This window comes from Sinorhizobium sp. 7-81 (genome assembly GCF_030124405.1).
Classification (GTDB): Bacteria; Pseudomonadota; Alphaproteobacteria; order Rhizobiales; family Rhizobiaceae; genus Sinorhizobium; species Sinorhizobium psoraleae.
Genome location: NZ_JASKLT010000002.1, coordinates 891786 through 909570 on the forward strand (window position 1 = coordinate 891786; position 17785 = coordinate 909570).

The window sequence follows — 17785 nt, forward strand, 5'->3', positions numbered from 1 at the left end:
TTTCCGGTCCGGAATTGCGTAGTCTCGAAGGGTAAGCCCAGAGGCGCGCCCGTCCGCTCGCAAACGCGAGGTCGCTCAGGCCTTGACCACCTGGTCCGCAGCAATGCCGAGGCGGGCGAAAACGTTACGTGTATCGACGATCAGCTTTGCCCAGTCCGCCAGCGCCTGATAGTCGATGCCGTCGTGATCCGTTGCGATGAGCACTGCATCGAACCGGCGCACGCTTTCCTCGTCGAAGGAAATCGATCGACGGCCCTTCAAGGGGAGGTGCTCGCGGGTCGACGGGATTTCTTCGACATGCGGATCGTAGAACGCGGCGCTGCCGCCGCGCTCCTCGATGAGTTCGATCAGCCTGAGAGAGGGACTTTCGCGAATGTCCGGCACGTTCTTCTTATAGGCGAGGCCGATGACGAGCACGTTCGAGCGGCTGAGCGCCTTGCCCTGCCTCCTGTCGAGCGCTTCGGCAAGCCGGCTGACGACATGGCGCGGCATCGCCGAGTTGATTTCGCCGGCAAGTTCGATGAAACGGGTCGGCAGCTCGTATTCGCGTGATTTCCAGGTGAGGTAGAAAGGATCGATCGGGATGCAATGCCCGCCGAGTCCCGGTCCGGGATAGAAGGGCATATAGCCGAACGGCTTCGTCTTGGCCGCTTCGATGACTTCCCAGATGTCGATCCCCATGGCCTCGTAAACGACCTTGAGCTCGTTGACGAGGGCAATGTTGACGGCGCGGAAGATGTTCTCGGTGAGCTTTACGGCTTCGGCCGTGGCGTTCGAGGAGACCGGTACGACGGTCTTGACCACAGCGCCGTAGAAATGCTGCATCAGCATCGCCGCGCGCGGCCCGTCACCGGCCACGATCTTCGGGATGCTCGCAGTCTCAAAAGCGCGGTTGCCCGGGTCTTCGCGCTCCGGAGAGAAGCCGATGAAGAAGTCCTCGCCGGATTTCAGACCCGTTTCTTCCAGAATCGAGCGGACGATACCGTCGGTGGTGCCCGGATAGGTAGTCGATTCTAGCACGACGAGCTGGCCCGGTCTGAGGGCAGCGGCGATCGAGTGCGCCGTTCCCTCGACAAAGGAGAGGTCGGGATCACGATGCTTGGTCAGCGGCGTCGGTACGCAAATGACGATCACGTCGCAAAGAGCAAGATCGGCGAAATCGGTCGTCGAATGGAACCGGCCTGCGGCGATCTCGCGGCCAAGCGCATCATCCGTAACCGCCTCGATATAGGAGTGGCCGTCATCGAGGGCGACGATCTTCGAAGGATCGATATCGAAACCGGTCACCGAAAAACCGGAGCGTGCCACCGCGACCGCGAGCGGCAGGCCGACATAGCCAAGGCCGATGACACCAACGCGCGCCTGGCGCTGAGAGATCGATTCAAGCAGCCTGTCGTGATGAAGGGAAGTCAAGAGATAGGGTTCCATCTTTCAGGGGCGGCGACGTGCGATCACGGCAATCCCGATTGTCGCCGTTTGTTGGCGAGAAAGCCGTCGCAAGTCAAGCACGGGCCGCATGCAGCAGACCACCCCAACAATTACAGGGTGCAATTGCACGATCAATCCCGTGTACCATCGACGCATGATCAAAAATTGCGAACGTCTCTGGAAATCGCGCTCGGCGGTGAATATCTGCAGGTAAGAAGATGCGGCGATCCGATCGCTGCAATGCCTGCCGCAAAGCGCGGCACACGCCGTTCGTTACAACGGGCATCACACGGCAGACGCGGCCTTGTCGCAAGGTCCGCGCGATAGCTGTCGTTGCTGGCCGTCATGCCGATATGAGGAATGCGATGAGCCCGATCAACAACAGCGTTTCCGAGATTCTTCTGGACAAGGTCGCAGACTGGCTGATGCGAGCATCCCTCAGCGACGAGACGCTCGAAACCCTCGTGCGCGGCTTCTGCGAACGCTTGGCCGCCGCGGGCCTGCCGCTCATGCGCGTCCATCTCTCCTTTTCGATGCTTCATCCGCTCTACGATGCACTCGGGTTCACGTGGTGGCGCGGCAAGGGCGTCGAGGTGAGCGGTTTGCGCCACGAGGAGCTGGCGCTCAATCCCGAGCGCTTTCTGCGCAGCCCCTACTACTATCTGCTCAACAACAACCTCGATCACGTAAGGCGGCGCATCGATCCGACGGAACCGTCGGAGTTTCCGATTTTCGACGAGCTGAAGGAGCACGGTGCCACCGATTATCTGGCCTTCATGCAGCCGCTCGGGACCGATTCCGACCATGGCATGGTGGGGTCGTGGACGACGGATCGCCATGGCGGCTTCAGCGACGACGTGATCGCGGCGTTGCTCAAGCTTCAGAACCATCTGGCGGTCGCGGCCAAGGTCGCCGTCCTCGGCAAGCTCGCCGACAACATGCTGACGACCTATCTCGGCGCCAATGCCGGACGGCGCGTGATGAGCGGCCAGGTCAGGCGCGGCGACGGCGAGACGGTTCGCGCCGTCCTTGTGATGGCGGACATGCGGGAATCGACCATGCTCGCGGAGAAGGAGGGTCGCCAGGCCTATATCGAGACGCTCAACGGTTTCTTCGATGCGATCGCGACGCCGTTCAATAGAAACGGCGGGCAGATCCTGAGCTTCGTTGGAGACGGGTTCATTGCCGTCTATCCATGCGGCCGCCACAAGGAGCCTTCGGAAATGGCCAGCCGCGAGGCGTTTGCCGCGGTGAGCGCGGCGACGGCGCGCGTGGCGGCGCTGAACGCGGAGAGGAAGCGGCAGGGACGCGATCTGATCGGCTATGGAATCGGCCTCCATGTCGGCAACGTCATGTTCGGAAATGTCGGACTTCGCGACCGGCTGACCTTTTCCGTCTTCGGCTCGGCGGTGAACGAAGTGCAGCGGCTGCAAAACCTGACGAAAAAATACGCCCACAACGTTGTCGCCAGCGAGGCGTTCGTCAACTATTGCGGCGGCGACTGGGCAACGCTCGGACAGGAGAAATTGCGCGGCGTACGGCAGAAATTCACCATCCTCTATCCCAAGGACGCAGCGCTTGCGGCAATTGCGGAAGAGCGTCCCGACGATGCAACTCAGGATGGACTTTCGGAGGCGGAGCATGTCATGCTGCTCTACCGCAACACGAAGCAGTCGCCGGGGCCACGCGGCCTTATCGACAAGATGTTGCAATAGATCGGCAAGACGCTCGCTTTGAGGAGGTTCGATGTTCCGTGTCGTTTTTCTGGCCGCAGCACTCGCTGCAACAAGCATTGCGCATGCCCAATCGACGGAACAGCAACCGACCTTGGAGCAGAAGCTGGTCGACGGGTTCGAGGGCAGGGATTTTGCCCCCGAGGGCGGGCTCTACTATCGCGACAACTTCGAACAGAGCGCCGGCTCCTATGTATTCCAGAGTGAAGTCAAGCGCACCGGAAATGGTGGGTTGAAACTGTCCATCGTGCCGAAATGCCCGCCGTCGGACGACGGGTGCAGCGAGCGGGCGGAAATCTGGGAGAAGACGGCACTGCGCGTGCCTTACGACCAGGGAGTCTGGTACGGCTTTTCGGTCAAGTTCGCCGATCCCGTACCGAGTGGAGACCATCGCTACCTCATCGCGCAATGGAAACGTGAAATCGATCACGGCGCCAACGGAGACTTCAGCCCCTTTCTGGCGTTCCGCATGAGCTTGGGTAAGCTCTTCGTTACCGTCGAGACCAATTATCTGCCGCCAGTGTCCACCGGGCCGGCGAGCACGCCGGCGCGCTGCGCGCCGGGGGAGGTTCCCGTATGGGTTCGCCCCGAACTGAACCAGATGCGCATGCTGGTTGCGTCGGACGCAAACTGGAAGGCGGAAGATGGTCGCCTTTTCAATTCGTGCACGACCGCGGTCACCGTGACCAACCACGGCAATCCGCTGCCGGACCCCAAGTCCGGCTGGATCGACTTTGCCGTCTTCACCAAACCCGGACCTGAGGGGTCCGGACATATAGAGCTGTTCGCCAATGGGCAGCCGGTCATTACCGTGAAGGGGCATGTCGGCCACGCGGACAAGGGGCTGGGCGAAAACCAATATTTCAAGTTCGGGCCGTACCGGGCGGCGGATACTACGAACTGGACGCTTTACTATGACGATTTCCGTCGCTCCACGCGTTGCGCTGACGTCCTGCCGAGCGGCATTTGTCCTTTCTCATAGGCTGCGCGGCCCGCGCAAATACAGCACTTCTGGCGCTTCGGGTGGTGTGCTGGACAGCCCGTTGAAGCTAGGCTACTCTTTTTTTGGGGCCGGACGCTACGCCATCGCCGGGCGCGGAATCGCGTTCGGGAAACGATGCGTAGAACCAAAGAGGAGAGCGACCATGTGCGTTCCGGGACGACGTACGGCGCTCTGGGGTAGTGAGGGAAGCGTGCTGCAATGACATCAGGAGCGGACCTGCTGCGAGTTGAGGGTCTGCGGATCACATTCTCGGTGCTCGGCGGCGAAGTCGAAGCCGTCAGGGGTGCAAATTTCAGGATTCTGCCAGGCAAGGTAACTGCGCTCGTCGGCGAGTCCGGGTCCGGCAAGTCGGCGATCAGCCAAGCCATCATGGGCATTCTGCCGAGCGTCGCAAGGGTTAGCGGACGCGTCCTGTTCAACGACCCGGCCGTCGCGGGCAAGCCTGTCGACCTGCTTTCGCTCGACCCGAACGGGGGCGATATCCAGGATATTCGTGGCGCGCGCATCAGCAAGATCTTCCAGGAACCGATGACCTCGCTGTCGCCGCTCCACACGATCGGAAACCAGATTTCCGAGGTGATGGCGGTACACACGGACGCCGAAAAGGCGGAGCGGAGAGCGAGGACCGAGCAGCTGCTGGGCTATGTCGGATTTGCCAATCCGACGCGCGCTTACGACATGTACCCTTTCGAACTCTCCGGCGGGATGCGCCAGCGTGCGATGATCGCCATGGCGCTGATCTGCCGGCCGGCGCTCCTGATTGCCGACGAGCCGACAACTGCGCTCGATGTGACGGTACAGGCGCAAATTCTGCAACTGCTGCGCGAGCTTCAAGCGAAGCTCGATATGGCCATGCTGTTGATCACGCATGACCTCGGCGTCGTCGCCAACATGGCTGACGAAGTCGTCGTCATCTATCACGGCGAGATCGTCGAGGCGGGAACGGTCGATGCGATCTTCCGAAACCCGCAGCATCCCTATCTGAAGGGGCTGATGGCCGCTGTGCCGCATTTCGACATGAAACCCGGAGAGCGGTTGAAGGCATTGCGCGAGGTGCCGGTCAAGGCCGAAAACCTTCTTGGAAAGAAGCAGTCTCGGAAGACCTCGGGCTCGGATATTCTGATCTCCGTCCGTAACCTGACGAAAACGTTCACCACCCGAAGCTCGGGTTGGTTTGGCAGCAATGGTGGCTCTGAGCACCGCGCCGTCGACAATGTCAGCTTCGACATTCGCCGCGGCGAATGCCTCGGTCTTGTCGGCGAAAGCGGCTGCGGCAAGACGACCGTGAGCAAGATCCTGATGCGTGCGGTGACCCCCGATGCAGGGTCGATAACCTACGACGACGGCGAGGGGGCGATCGACCTCCTGAAGCTCGAGGGCGCGGCACTGAAAGAGTTGCGCGCAAAAATCCAGATGGTCTTCCAGGACCCGGTATCGTCGCTTTCACCGCGCATGACGGTCAAGAACATTCTCAGCGAACCGCTCGAGATCCACGGTCGCGGAACGGCAAAGTCCCGGGTGGAAACCGTCCGCTCGCTGCTTCAGGCCGTCGGCCTCGACCAGCGTTTCATCAACCGCTATCCGCACAGTTTCTCCGGCGGTCAGAGGCAGCGTATCGGCATCGCCCGCGCGCTCGCGCTCGTTCCGGAGCTGCTGATCTGCGACGAGCCCGTCTCCGCGCTCGATGTCTCGGTGCAAGCCCAGATTCTCAACCTTCTCAAGGATTTGCAGAAGGAATTGGGCCTGACATCGCTGTTCATCTCGCACAATCTCGCGGTGGTGGACTATATGGCGGATCGGATCGCGGTGATGTGCGCCGGCCGGATTGTCGAGCTTGCGCCCCGCGAAGTGCTGATGCGCAATCCCGTGCACCCCTATACCAAATCACTGCTCGCAGCCGTGCCCTATCCCGATCTCGATCGGAAGCTCGATTTCGACGCCCTCCAGGCGAGCGGGGGGTCAGACAAGCGGCGGTGGGGAGCACAGTTCTCGGACGATGGTGAGGAAGACGCCCTCTTTCCTGCGAATCTCGGCGGCGATCATTTCGTCCTTGCCAGAAAGTCGGTGGATGCAAGGGAGCTACGCCCATGATCACCCGAAGAACGGCACTTGCCATGCTGGCTTCCACCGTTCTGCCGCCGCGCCTCCTCGCGGCGGGAACGGAGGCAGAGGCGCTTGCGCCGCTGGTTGCGGAAGGCAAGCTTCCTCCGGTCAACGAGCGGCTGCCGAAAACGCCGCGCGTGATCAATGTGGCGGCCATGGGGCGCACGCCAGGCAGGCATGGAGGCGTGATCCGCAGCCTGATCGGCAGCGCCAAGGACATCCGCCTGATGACGGTCTACGGCTACTCCAGGCTTGTCGGCTACGACGAGGCGCTGAACCTCAAGGCAGACGTTCTCGAAAGCTACGAAACGGTCGAGGACCGCATCTTCACGCTGCGTCTGCGCGAAGGCCACAAGTGGTCGGATGGAACGCCGCTTTCGACGGAAGACTTCCGCTACTGCTGGGAGGACGTGCTGCTCAATGAGGATCTCTCGCCGGCGGGGCTCCCGACGGCGCTGGTCATGGATGGCGAGGCGGGTAAATTCGAGATCGTCGACGAGCGGACTGTGCGTTATTCCTGGGCGAAGCCCAATCCCGATTTCCTGCAGAAGCTCGCCGCTCCGCAGCCACTGGTCATCGTGATGCCGGCCGCCTACCTCAAGCAGTTCCACAAGAAGTATCAGGACGAGGACAAGCTCAAAGCAACGATGAAGGAAGAGCGGGTCAAGAAGTGGAGCCAGTTGCACATGCGCATGGCCCGCTCCTATCGGCCGGAAAATCCTGATCTGCCGACACTCGATCCCTGGCGGAACACCACATCCCTTCCGGCCGAGCAGTTCATCTTCGAGCGCAATCCGTATTTCCACCGGGTCGACGAGAACGGCCTGCAACTGCCCTATATCGACAAGTTCGTTTTGAACGTCAGCTCCTCTTCGCTCATCCCGGCGAAAACCGGTACGGGCGAAAGCGACCTCCAGGCGACGGGCATTGATTTCGTCGACTACACTTATCTGAAGGATGCCGAGAAGCGCTATCCGGTAAAGATCAAGCTGTGGAAGAAGACGCAAGGGTCGCGCCTGGCGCTGCTTCCCAATCTCAACTGCTCCGATCCGATATGGCGCCCGCTTCTGCAGGATGTCCGTGTCAGGCGCGCGCTGTCGCTGGCGATCGACAGGCGCGAGATCAACATGGCGGTGTTCTATGGTCTTACCAAGGAGAGCGCCGATACGGTGCTTCCGGACAGCCCGCTGTTCCGGCCCGAATTCGCCAGCGCCTGGGCGGCCCACGATCCGGATCAGGCCAACAGTTTGCTCGACGCGGCGGGCCTGGCCAAGCGCGGCAGCGACGGAATTCGTATCCTGCCGGACGGAAGGGCGGCGCAGATCGTCGTCGAGACGGCGGGCGAAAGCACGCTTGAGACCGATGTTCTGCAGCTCATAACCGATTATTGGCAGAAGGTCGGCATATCGCTCTTCATCCGGACATCCCAGCGCGACACCTTCCGCAGCCGCGCGGTCGGCGGCGAGATCATCATGTCCATGTGGTTCGGCATCGACAACGGCGTTCCGACCGCGGACATGAATCCGGGACAGCTTGCACCCACGGCCGACGACCAGTTGCAATGGCCGGTCTGGGGGCTCAACTATCTCTCGCACGGCGAAATGGGCGAGGCGCCGGAGCTGCCGCCGGTGGTCGAGCTTCTGGACCTGCTGAAACGCTGGCGGCATTCGTCGACCGACGTCGAGCGGGCGGAGATCTGGAAATCGATGCTCTCGATCTATACCGATCAGGTCTTCTCGATCGGCCTCGTAAACGCATCGCTGCAGCCGATCCTCGTCGCCGCGAAGCTCCGGAATGTGCCGGACAAGGCGCTATACGGCTTCGACCCGACGAGCTATTTCGGCGTGTACAATCCCGACACCTTCTGGCTCGAACAGGACGCCTGACATGCTGCGATACATTCTCTGGCGTATCGCCGCGATGGTTCCGACCCTCCTGATTATCTCGGCCCTGGTGTTCGCGATCATCGAACTGCCGCCGGGAGACTATTTCGAGAGCTACATCGCCGAGATCAGGGCGCAGGGCGAAGGCGTCAACATGGAGCAGATCGACGCGCTGCGCAAAGAGTATGGCTTCGATCAACCGCCGGTGCTGCGCTACGTCTATTGGGTCGCCGGGATGCTGCAGGGCGACTTCGGCTATTCGTTCGAATACGAACTGCCGGTGAGCGAGGTCGTGGGAGACCGGCTCTGGCTGACGATCCTCGTCTCGTTCTTCACGATCATGCTGACCTGGATCATCGCGTTCCCGATCGGCATCTATGCCGCGACGCATCAGTATAGCTGGGGCGACTATGGACTTTCCCTGATCGGCCTCATCGGGATTGCGGTGCCGAATTTCATGCTGGCGCTCATCCTCATGTATTTCGCCAACATCTGGTTCGGCACCTCGATCGGCCATCTCATGGATCAGAAATACCTTTCCGAGCCGATGAGTTGGGACAAGGCCAAGTCGATGCTCGAGCACATGTGGATACCAGTGATCATCATAGGCGCGGCGGGAACGGCGGGCATGATCCGGCGGCTCAGGGCCAACCTGCTCGACGAGCTTCAAAAGCAATATGTCGTCACCGCGAGGGCGAAGGGGCTCTCACCTACCAAGACCCTCCTCAAGTACCCGTTGCGCATGGCGCTCAACTTCTTCATCTCCGACATCGGCTCGATCCTGCCGGCGATCATCTCCGGCGCCGAGATCACGGCGATCGTTCTCTCGCTTGAAACGACAGGACCGATGTTGATCAAGGCGCTGCAGAGCCAGGACATGTATCTCGCTGGTTCGTTCCTGATGTTTCTCGCATTTCTCACGGTCATCGGTGTGCTGATTTCCGATCTTGCGCTCGCCGTTCTCGATCCCAGAATCCGTCTGCAAGGCAGGAGTACGAAGTGACGTCACCTATACCGGCGCCCGGCGAACCCCTGCCGCATTACGTATCCACCGCCCCGTTCGATCCCTATTCCGTCGAGATCATGACGGAGGAGCAGGTGCGCGTGAACCAGGCGTCGCAATTGCGCCTGATGTGGTGGAAGTTCAAGCGGCACAAGCTGGCGCTCGCCTCCGGCATTTTCCTGGCAATCCTCTACGTCATGATTCTCTTTTGCGAGTTTCTGGCGCCATACAACCTCCACACGCGCAATGTCGATTTCATCTACACGCCACCGCAGCCCGTTCACTTTTTCCATGAGGGCGCATTTGTCGGCCCCTTCGTCTACGGCCGGACGATGACATTGGACATGGACACGCTGAAGCGGAACTACGCGGACAATCCCGCGGACGTGGAGCCGATCCGCTTCTTCTGCCGCGGCGACAGCTATCGTTTCTGGGGTCTTTTCGAGACCAACCTGCATCTGGCCTGCCCCGCAGAGGGCGGCGAGCTCTTTCTCCTGGGGACCGATCGGCTCGGACGCGACGTGCTGTCGCGCATCATCTACGGCGCGCGGATCTCCCTGACGATCGGTCTTCTCGGCATTACCGTGAGCTTTGTGCTCGGGATCGTCATCGGCGGGCTTGCCGGCTATCATGGCGGCGTTTTCGATCTCATTGTCCAGAGATTGATAGAGGTGCTTCAATCGATTCCGAGCATTCCGCTGTGGCTGTCGCTTGCGGCGATCATGCCCGCAACATGGAGCCCGATCCTCATCTATCTCGGCATCACCGTGATTCTGGGGCTTCTCGATTGGACGGGCCTTGCGCGGGCCGTCCGCTCGAAGCTGCTTGCGCTGCGCGAGGAGGATTATGTCCTTGCGGCACAGCTAATGGGCGCGCGAAGCAGCCGCATCATCGGGCGACATCTTGTGCCGGGGTTCATGTCCCATCTCATTGCCACCGCGACGATCTCCATACCCGGCATGATCCTCGGCGAGACGGCGCTGAGCTTCCTCGGGTTGGGTCTGCGCCCGCCTATAACGAGCTGGGGCATTCTGCTGACGGAGGCAAAGAGCGTCAGCGTCATCGCTTTCTATCCCTGGCTGCTCTTTCCGACTATACCGGTCATTCTTGTGATTTTGGCGTTCAACTTCCTGGGAGACGGCTTGCGCGACGCGGCCGATCCCTACAAATAAGGCCGGCATGCCATTGACTGCCGCGGGCCCTGTATCGTGTTGCAGGCTTTCTAAATAATGAGCGAAAGGTTCTTCGCATGGTACGGCGTTTCGAGGATGCCCGGATCCTCATGTACAGCCACGACACGTTCGGCCTCGGTCACCTGCGGCGCTGTCGGACGATCGCGCATGCGCTCGTGGAAGACTATAGCGGATTGCAGATCCTGATCATCTCCGGTGCAACGATCGCCGGAGCCTTTGATTATCGCGCGCGTGTTGACTTCGTGAAGATTCCGAGCGTCATCAAACTCAGAAACGGTGAATACACATCGCTCGACCGGCACATCGAGTTGCACGAGACCCTGAAGATGCGCCAGTCGATCATTCGCTCCACGGCCGAGACGTTCAAGCCGGACATCTTCATCGTTGACAAAGAGCCGATGGGCCTGCGCGGAGAGGTCGAGGATACACTCACCTATCTCAAGACCCACGGCACGAAGTTGGTTCTTGGGCTTCGGGAGATCATGGACGCGCCGCATCTGCTCGAAGTCGAATGGAAGCGTCGCGACACCATGCGCAAGATCGAGCAGTTCTACGATGCGATCTGGGTTTATGGCCCGCCGGATTTTTACGATCCGCTGGTGGGCCTTGAGGTGCCCGCGGCGGTGCGCGAACGCATGAACTTCGTCGGTTTCCTGCAACGAAGCGTGCCGCATGACGGGCTGCCCGACCACAGGCCGGAAGGGGACTATATCCTGGTCACCACCGGTGGAGGCGGTGACGGCGCCGAACTCATTCATGACGTGATCCACGCCTATCAGCAGGATCCCGAACTGACGTACAACGCCCTCGTGGTGCTCGGGCCTTACATGCCGGCGAAGCAACGCAACAAGCTGATCAAGAAGGGCGGTCGTATCCCTTTCATCAAGATAATCGAGTTCGACAATCGCATGGAGGAACTGATCGCCGGCGCAAGAGGGGTGGTCTCGATGGGCGGCTACAACACCTACTGCGAGATTCTCTCCTTTGACAAACCGGCCTTGATTGTGCCGCGTCTCGAGCCGCGCGAGGAGCAGTTGATCCGCGCTCGACGCGCGTCCGATCTTGGCCTGGTCGAGATGCTGCTTCCCGATGAGGCCGAGGATCCGCTGCGGTTTGCGGCCGCGTTGAAGGCGTTGCCGGGACGCGCGCCCCCGTCGCGCGCCGCCAATGGCCTAAGGCTTGAGGGCCTTGTCCACATCTCCGAGCTTGTCGGCAGCTGGCTCGATCATAGATCGAAAGAGCACCTGAGCATCGTGAAGCAAACGAGCTGAGCCAGTGTCGCCAAATCGTAAGATTGCCGTCGTCCTGAAAGGCTATCCGCGCCTGTCGGAAACCTTTATCGCGCAGGAACTGCTTGGCCTCGAAAAGGCGGGGCACGAACTCGTTCTGGTCGCGCTCCGTCGTCCGACCGATGGCAAGCGACATCCCGTGCACGACGAAATCCGCGCCAACGTCTACTATTTGCCGGAATATTTGCACGAGGAACCGTGGCGCGTGTTTCGCGCGTGGCTCCGGCTGATGCCGAAAGCCGGCTTCTGGCGAGCGCTCGGCCTATTCCTTGCGGACCTCATGCGCGACCCGACGCGCAACCGGTTCCGGCGGTTCGGGCAGGCACTGGTACTGGTCGCCGAATGGCCGGGCGCCGCGACCTGGCTTCACGCACATTTCATCCACACGCCCGCCTCGGTGACCGGTTATGCCAGCATCATCGCAGGCGTCCCCTGGACCTGCTCCGCCCATGCCAAGGATATCTGGACGTCGTCCGATTGGGAGCTTTCCGAAAAGCTCGACCGGGCCCGCTGGACTGTTACCTGCACACGCAGCGGCTTCGAGCACCTGCAAAGCCTGACGGCATCGAAATCAAGGGTGCATTTGAGCTATCATGGCCTCGACCTGGACCGCTTCCCGGCCTTTGGAGGCGACCACTCCGGCCGCGATGGCTCCGATCCTGCCGATCCCGTTCGAATCGTCAGCGTCGGGCGCGCCGTCGCCAAGAAGGGCTATGATATCCTGCTGAAAGCCTTGTCGCTTTTGCCTGGCGATCTCAACTGGCGCTTCGAGCATATCGGCGCGGGCGAACTTGCCGGCGACCTCAAGAAGATCGCCCGCGAACTCGGCCTTGCCGACCGTGTCAGCTGGAAAGGTGCGCTCGACCAGACTGACGTGCTCCAGCATTACCGCGACAGCGACATGTTCGCGTTGGCGTGCCGGGTTGCAGCCGATGGTGACCGCGACGGCTTGCCCAACGTTCTGGTCGAAGCGTCGAGCCAGAGATTGCCTTGCGTCTCGACATCCGTTTCGGGCGTCCCGGAATTGCTGGCGGACAATCAGAACGGCCTTCTCGTGCCCCCCGAAGACCCTCGTGCGCTCGCCGTAGCGATCGAGCGGCTGGCTCGCGACCCGGATCTCAGGCGCCAGCTTGGCGCGGCCGCCGAACGGCGCGTTCGCGCCGAGTTCGACCATCATGCGAGTGTGAGCCAACTGATCGGGCTCTTCGAAAGCGAGTGGAGCAAGGCCTCTTGACCAAGCGCGTCTTCTTTTATGTGCAGCATCTGCTCGGTATCGGGCATCTGGCACGAGCGAGCCGGATCGCGAAAGCGTTGTCCGCCGACGGGTTCGACGTGACGCTGGTCACCGGCGGTGCGCCTGTTCCGGGATTTCCGGCAGATGGCCTGACGACGGTCGCGCTACCGTCGGTAACGGCCGGAGACAAGGGCTTTTCCGGTCTGACCGACGGCGACGGCAATCCGGTGACGGACGCTTTCCAGCAACACCGCAAGAACCTGCTGATCGAGGCACTGCACGCTTCGAAGCCTGATGTCGTCATCATCGAAGCGTTCCCCTTTGGCCGCAGGCAGATGCGTTTCGAACTGCTGCCGCTGCTGGATGCCATTGCGGCGATGGAGCGGCGGCCGCTGGTGGCGACTTCGCTGCGCGACATTCTTCAGGAACGGGTCAAACCCGGCCGTGCAGAGGAGACGGTGGAACTGGTCAAGGCGCATTTCGATCTCGTGCTCGTCCACGGCGATCCAGCCTTTGCTCGGCTTGAGGAAACTTTTCCGCTCGCGGGCGAGATCGCCCAGAAGGTCGCCTACACCGGTCTTGTCGCACCGCCGCCACCTGCCGAACCGAAGGAGAAATTCGATGTCGTGGTTTCGGCGGGTGGTGGCGCCGTCGGCAAGGATCTGATCGGCGCAGCGCTCGGAGCCGCAGCAATCCTGCCGAAGACGCTTCGCTGGTGCCTCGTAACCGGGCCCAACCTGCCGCAGGCTGATTTCGATGCCCTCGCCGCCGTAGCTCCGGCCGGCGTCGGCCTCTTTCGCTTTCGGCAGGATTTTGCGGCCCTGCTCGCCGGGGCCCGGCTCTCGGTCTCTCAAGCCGGATACAACACCGTTTGCGATATTCTTCGCGCCGGCTGCGGCTCGTTGCTCATTCCCTTCACGGCGGGTGGGGAAACCGAGCAGAGTACACGTGCGATACGGCTCGAAAGACTCGGCCTTGCCCGCGTTCTGCCGGAGGAAGACATCACGTCCGATCGGCTCGCACGCGATATCGAGGCGATGCTTGACCGGCCTAAACCGGAGGTCCCGCCGCTTGATCTTGACGGAGCCGCCCGGACGGCAGCGATCCTCCGGGAGCACCTGTAAGCGGGAGGTCAGACCGTCCCGATCAGCATGAAGCGGTTGTATTTTTTCATCGGCAGCGTGCCCGCGAAGTCAACTTTCGCCAGGCCGGCTCGTGCCTGAAACTCCTCAAGCGACGAGACGCAGCTTATGTGGGTCGGTTCGCTGAAATAGTCGTTTGACTGCAGCAGTACGCGGGTCGCCCGTGGAAGAAGCTCGAGCCAGAGTCCGAGATCGGCAATATGCTCGCAGCTCGTATTGACGATCAAGTCGGCCCCGATGGTCCGGTAGTCGAGAGCATACATGTCCGCCGTTATCGCCCGGAACCGGTCGCCATGCGCAGAATTCAGCGTGCGTGCGACCTCCTCCACCGCAGGATCGATGTCGTAGCTATCGATCGCGCCGATGTCGAAGCGCGCGTCTTCGAAGAGCATTGCCGGCAAAATCCCGTACCAGCCGCCCAGCATGGCGATTCGATCGAAGGCCGGGCCAGAGCTTTCGAGCAGCTTGTCACGCGCCCAGATTTTGCAGCCGACCTGTTTATAGTTGAACGCGTTCGCGATGTCCGCGTCCCGGTGCTTGGCTATCACCTTGCCGATGCCCGCCACGACGGCGCTGCCGGAATAAACGGCGATCCCGCGTACGAGATCATAGGCGTTCTCGTGCCAATCTTCGGGGGGAGAATGGGTGGCATGCATCATGAGGCTGTTGTAAGCTGACGGGTAGGCGAGTGCAAGCCACGCGCGAGGACGCCGCAGGCCGAAGATGCTCGCGACATATGCAAGGGACCGTCAGGCTTTGCTGAAGGGGCGATCTGTTCGACGGATCTTATTAGCGGTTCGTGTCCGCTTGACATGGGGCAGGGCTCTGCTCTCATGCCGGGCAGTCACGATTTCGTGGACGATGCGCGAGTCCATTGACGATCTGGTGGACTGGAACCATCTGCGACAGGAACCCGCCGGCCCAAATCGGTTCGGCGATCCGTATTTAAGTTAGGTCACATTGCCGGCACATGGAAACACGTCTTTCCCGCTACATCTGGACTCACACACGCAAGCAGCAGCTTTGGATACTGCTGGTCGTTGCGCTGTCGATGGTACCCTATTTCCTGTCCTTTGATCTCCCCAAGCAGATCGTCAACGGACCGATTCAGGGCGCGGGTTTCGAAAGCCCCGAGGCAACCCAGGCCTTCCTGCCGATTTCCTTCGATCTGCCCTTTTTTGGCGAGGTCAATCTGTTTTCGGGCTTTCAGCTTGAGCGGGAGGGAATGCTGCTTGCCCTCAGCCTTGTCTTCTTGCTGCTCGTCATCATCAACGGGCTCTTCAAGTTCTACATCAATACCTACAAGGGCCGGCTCGGCGAGCGCCTCCTGCGGCGCATCCGCTTCGAGCTTGTCGACCGCGTGCTTCGCTTCCCGCCGGGTCACTTCAAGCGCGTGAAGCCCGCCGAAATCTCGACCATGATCAAGGATGAGGTCGAGCCCCTTGGCGGGTTCACCGGCGATGCCTTCGTACAGCCGGCGCTGCTTGGCGGCCAGGCCTTGACCGCACTGATCTTCATCCTGCTCCAGAGCCTGTGGCTCGGTCTCATCGCCGCCTTTATCGTCGCGATACAGGCGGTGATCATCCCACGCATGCGCCGGCGGCTGATCGTCCTCGGGCGCGAACGCCAACTGACGGCGCGCGAATTGTCGGGCCGGGTCAGCGAGATCGTGGACGGCATCGGCACCATTCGCGGGCACGATACGTCCAACTATGAAAGAGCCGACATCGCCGCCCGCCTCGGCCGGATATTCAAGATCCGCTATGATCTCTATCAGTGGAAGTTCCTGGTCAAGTTCCTGAACAACTTCCTGGCTCAGGTCACTCCGTTCCTGTTCTACTCGATCGGCGGCTATTTCGCCCTGCAGGGCCGGCTCGATATCGGCCAGCTCGTTGCGGTGATCGGTGCCTATAAGGACCTGCCCGGTCCCCTGAAAGAACTCATTGACTGGGACCAGGCGCGCCAGGACGTGCAGGTCAAGTACGCCCAAGTCGTCGAGCAGTTCAGTGTCCAGCCGTTGATCGATCCAGGCGTCCAGGCGATCTCAGTCACCGCTGCCGCGCCGATCACGGGAGCGCTTGCAGCCGTCAACCTTTCTGTCGCCGACGACGGCGGTTCGAAGCTCGTGGAACATGTGTCGCTCCAGGTGCGCCCCGGCGAAGCTGTCGCGATCACGGGCGGCTCGACCGGCGGGGGAGAAGCGCTTGCCGAGGCCTTCGGACGCCTGACATGGCCCGAAAGCGGCAGGATCGTCGTCGGCGACGATGATATCCACGACATGCCGGAATCGGTCGTCGGACGGCGAATCTCCTACGCCTCGTCGGAGGTCTACACCTTCCAGGGCAGCCTTGGCGACAATCTGCTTTACGGCCTCAAGCACGCGCCTCTGCAGGAGGTGGCTTACGAGGGCGACAAGGCTGCCCATCGTCGGTGGGAGGTGCTCGAAGCAAAACTTGCCGGCAATCCCTCGCTCGATCTCAACAGCGACTGGATCGATTATGGGGCTGCGGGTGCGACCGGCCCGGATGATCTCTTCGCGAAGGTCAGAGCTGTGCTCGATACCGTGCTTCTCACGAACGACATCATGGCGCTTGCGGGCCGCGCGACCATTAATCCTGAGGAACACGAAGCTTTTGCCGCTGAAATCGTGGAGATGCGTGGAGCCCTTCGCAGGCGCCTCGAAGCCGAGAAGCTCAGCGATCTCGTCGTGTTCTTCGAACCCGGTTCCTACAATATCGAGGCGACGGTCGGCGAAAACCTGCTCTTCGGGACGGTGACCGATCATGCGCGCTGGGAAAAGGCGCTCGAAGATCACCCCTTCTTCAAGACGGTCTTGAGAAGAGCCGGGCTGCACGAGATCTTCTACGAGATGGGCCTGGAAATTGCCGGCAACGTCGTCGAACTGTTCCGCGACCTGCCTCCGGACCACCCGTTCTTCCAGCAACTCACCTTCATGGCGGCAGAAGAGATTCCGGTCTATGAAGCGCTGCTCCAGAAGGTGAGGGGACGAGCGCTCGACGAAGTTTCCGAGGATGATGCCATCAAGATCATCCGTCTGTGCTTCGGCTATATCGAGCCACGCCACCGCTTCGGCCTGTTGTCGGAAGAATTGATGACGAAGATCGTCGAGGCGCGGCGGGAGTTCAGCGAAGGTTTGCCCGAGGATCTCGTCGGCATCATCGAGCACTACCAGCCGAACCGTTACATAGCCTCGGCCAGCATCATCGATAACGTACTCTTCGGTCGCATCGGCCACAAGCACACCGACGGTTCCGAGAGAATCCGCGCAATCGTGCGCGATCTCTTCGAGTCGCTCGGGCTCTACAACGATGTGCTTGCCTTCGGATTGGACTTCAACGTCGGCGCGGGCGGCAAGCGGCTGACCGCGGGCCAGCGGCAGAAACTCAACCTTGCGCGCGCATTGATCCGCGTATCGGACTTCTACATCTTCAATCAACCGCTGCTCGCGCTCGACCAGCGAGCACAGGAGCAGATCACCCGCAACGTCTTTGCCTTCCTGCGCCAGGACGAACGCAAGCCGGCGATCGTCTGGGTTCTCGCCAATCCGGCTCTTTCCGAATTGTTCGACCGCGAGGCGTACTTCGAAAACGGGCGGCTCGTGAGCGACGAAGCTGTGGAAACACGCGTGAAAGACAGCGACTATAAGGAACTGGCATCTTGATGTAGTATTAGTGTCAAGGCGCAAGCATATTTTCCCGCTCGCCGGGGGAAAGGGTGCTTATGCCCGCGACACACTCGGAGAAGCGGACTGTT

12 protein-coding genes are annotated in these 17785 nt (G+C 61.1%); 10 read left to right on the plus strand and 2 right to left on the minus strand.

All coding sequences use genetic code 11. From position 1 onward, the window contains the following. Positions 1–75: 75 nt before the first annotated feature. A complete protein-coding gene (locus tag QN224_RS11350) occupies positions 76–1413 on the minus strand; it encodes a nucleotide sugar dehydrogenase (protein WP_283976725.1) in 1338 nt (445 codons plus the stop codon). A 380-nt stretch (positions 1414–1793) separates the two neighbouring features. Between QN224_RS11350 and QN224_RS11355 the strand changes: the two genes are divergently transcribed. The 9 genes from QN224_RS11355 to QN224_RS11395 all read left to right on the plus strand — a co-directional run bounded on the left by QN224_RS11355 (position 1794) and on the right by QN224_RS11395 (position 13993). Next, a complete protein-coding gene (locus tag QN224_RS11355) occupies positions 1794–3143 on the plus strand; it encodes an adenylate/guanylate cyclase domain-containing protein (RefSeq protein ID WP_283976726.1) in 1350 nt (449 codons plus the stop codon). A gap of 31 nt (positions 3144–3174) precedes the next feature. Next, positions 3175–4143, plus strand: coding sequence for a polysaccharide lyase (locus QN224_RS11360; protein WP_283976727.1), 969 nt, complete (start codon positions 3175–3177; stop codon positions 4141–4143). Positions 4144–4362: 219 nt separating this feature from the next. Further along, the gene (locus QN224_RS11365; RefSeq protein WP_283976728.1) at positions 4363–6255 is read left to right on the plus strand and encodes an ABC transporter ATP-binding protein; all 1893 of its coding nucleotides are present in this window, start codon (positions 4363–4365) and stop codon (positions 6253–6255) included. Beyond that, a complete protein-coding gene (locus QN224_RS11370) occupies positions 6252–8153 on the plus strand; it encodes an ABC transporter substrate-binding protein (protein WP_283976729.1) in 1902 nt (633 codons plus the stop codon). The genes QN224_RS11365 and QN224_RS11370 overlap by 4 nt, the downstream gene beginning before the upstream one ends. 1 nt (position 8154) lies before the next feature. After that, positions 8155–9153 carry an ABC transporter permease gene (locus QN224_RS11375; protein WP_283976730.1) on the plus strand — a complete coding sequence of 333 codons (999 nt, stop codon included), beginning with the start codon at positions 8155–8157 and terminating at the stop codon, positions 9151–9153. Beyond that, the gene (locus QN224_RS11380; RefSeq protein ID WP_283976731.1) at positions 9150–10325 is read left to right on the plus strand and encodes an ABC transporter permease; all 1176 of its coding nucleotides are present in this window, start codon (positions 9150–9152) and stop codon (positions 10323–10325) included. The genes QN224_RS11375 and QN224_RS11380 overlap by 4 nt, the downstream gene beginning before the upstream one ends. Before the next feature lie 77 nt (positions 10326–10402). Continuing rightward, complete coding sequence (locus QN224_RS11385) at positions 10403–11617, plus strand: glycosyltransferase family protein (RefSeq protein ID WP_173512280.1); 1215 nt, start codon at positions 10403–10405, stop codon at positions 11615–11617. A 4-nt stretch (positions 11618–11621) separates the two neighbouring features. Continuing rightward, complete coding sequence (locus tag QN224_RS11390; RefSeq protein WP_283976732.1) at positions 11622–12869, plus strand: glycosyltransferase family 4 protein; 1248 nt, start codon at positions 11622–11624, stop codon at positions 12867–12869. Next, positions 12866–13993 (plus strand): glycosyltransferase family protein, encoded by a 1128-nt coding sequence (locus QN224_RS11395; RefSeq protein ID WP_210267486.1) that lies wholly within the window; start codon positions 12866–12868, stop codon positions 13991–13993. Before QN224_RS11390 ends, QN224_RS11395 begins: the two co-directional genes overlap by 4 nt. A gap of 8 nt (positions 13994–14001) precedes the next feature. Here the strand turns inward: QN224_RS11395 and QN224_RS11400 are convergent, their stop codons facing one another. Further along, positions 14002–14670, minus strand: a complete 669-nt coding sequence (locus tag QN224_RS11400; RefSeq protein WP_283976733.1) for a class I SAM-dependent methyltransferase — start codon at positions 14668–14670, stop codon at positions 14002–14004. Positions 14671–14981: 311 nt separating this feature from the next. Here QN224_RS11400 and QN224_RS11405 point away from each other — a divergent pair, with 311 nt between their 5' ends. Next, a complete protein-coding gene (locus QN224_RS11405) occupies positions 14982–17693 on the plus strand; it encodes an ABC transporter ATP-binding protein (RefSeq protein ID WP_173512284.1) in 2712 nt (903 codons plus the stop codon). The last annotated feature ends 92 nt before the right edge of the window (positions 17694–17785 follow it).

What these genes read in the sequence shown, in the direction of transcription:
- QN224_RS11385 (WP_173512280.1), top strand. Translation starts at nt 10,403, where the DNA reads ATGGTACGGCGTTTCGAGGATGCCCGGATCCTCATGTACAGCCACGAC.
- QN224_RS11370 (WP_283976729.1), top strand. Translation starts at nt 6,252, where the DNA reads ATGATCACCCGAAGAACGGCACTTGCCATGCTGGCTTCCACCGTTCTG.
- QN224_RS11355 (WP_283976726.1), top strand. Translation starts at nt 1,794, where the DNA reads ATGAGCCCGATCAACAACAGCGTTTCCGAGATTCTTCTGGACAAGGTC.
- QN224_RS11365 (WP_283976728.1), top strand. Translation starts at nt 4,363, where the DNA reads ATGACATCAGGAGCGGACCTGCTGCGAGTTGAGGGTCTGCGGATCACA.
- QN224_RS11375 (WP_283976730.1), top strand. Translation starts at nt 8,155, where the DNA reads ATGCTGCGATACATTCTCTGGCGTATCGCCGCGATGGTTCCGACCCTC.
- QN224_RS11360 (WP_283976727.1), top strand. Translation starts at nt 3,175, where the DNA reads ATGTTCCGTGTCGTTTTTCTGGCCGCAGCACTCGCTGCAACAAGCATT.
- QN224_RS11405 (WP_173512284.1), top strand. Translation starts at nt 14,982, where the DNA reads ATGGAAACACGTCTTTCCCGCTACATCTGGACTCACACACGCAAGCAG.
- QN224_RS11400 (WP_283976733.1), bottom strand. Translation starts at nt 14,670, where the DNA reads ATGATGCATGCCACCCATTCTCCCCCCGAAGATTGGCACGAGAACGCC.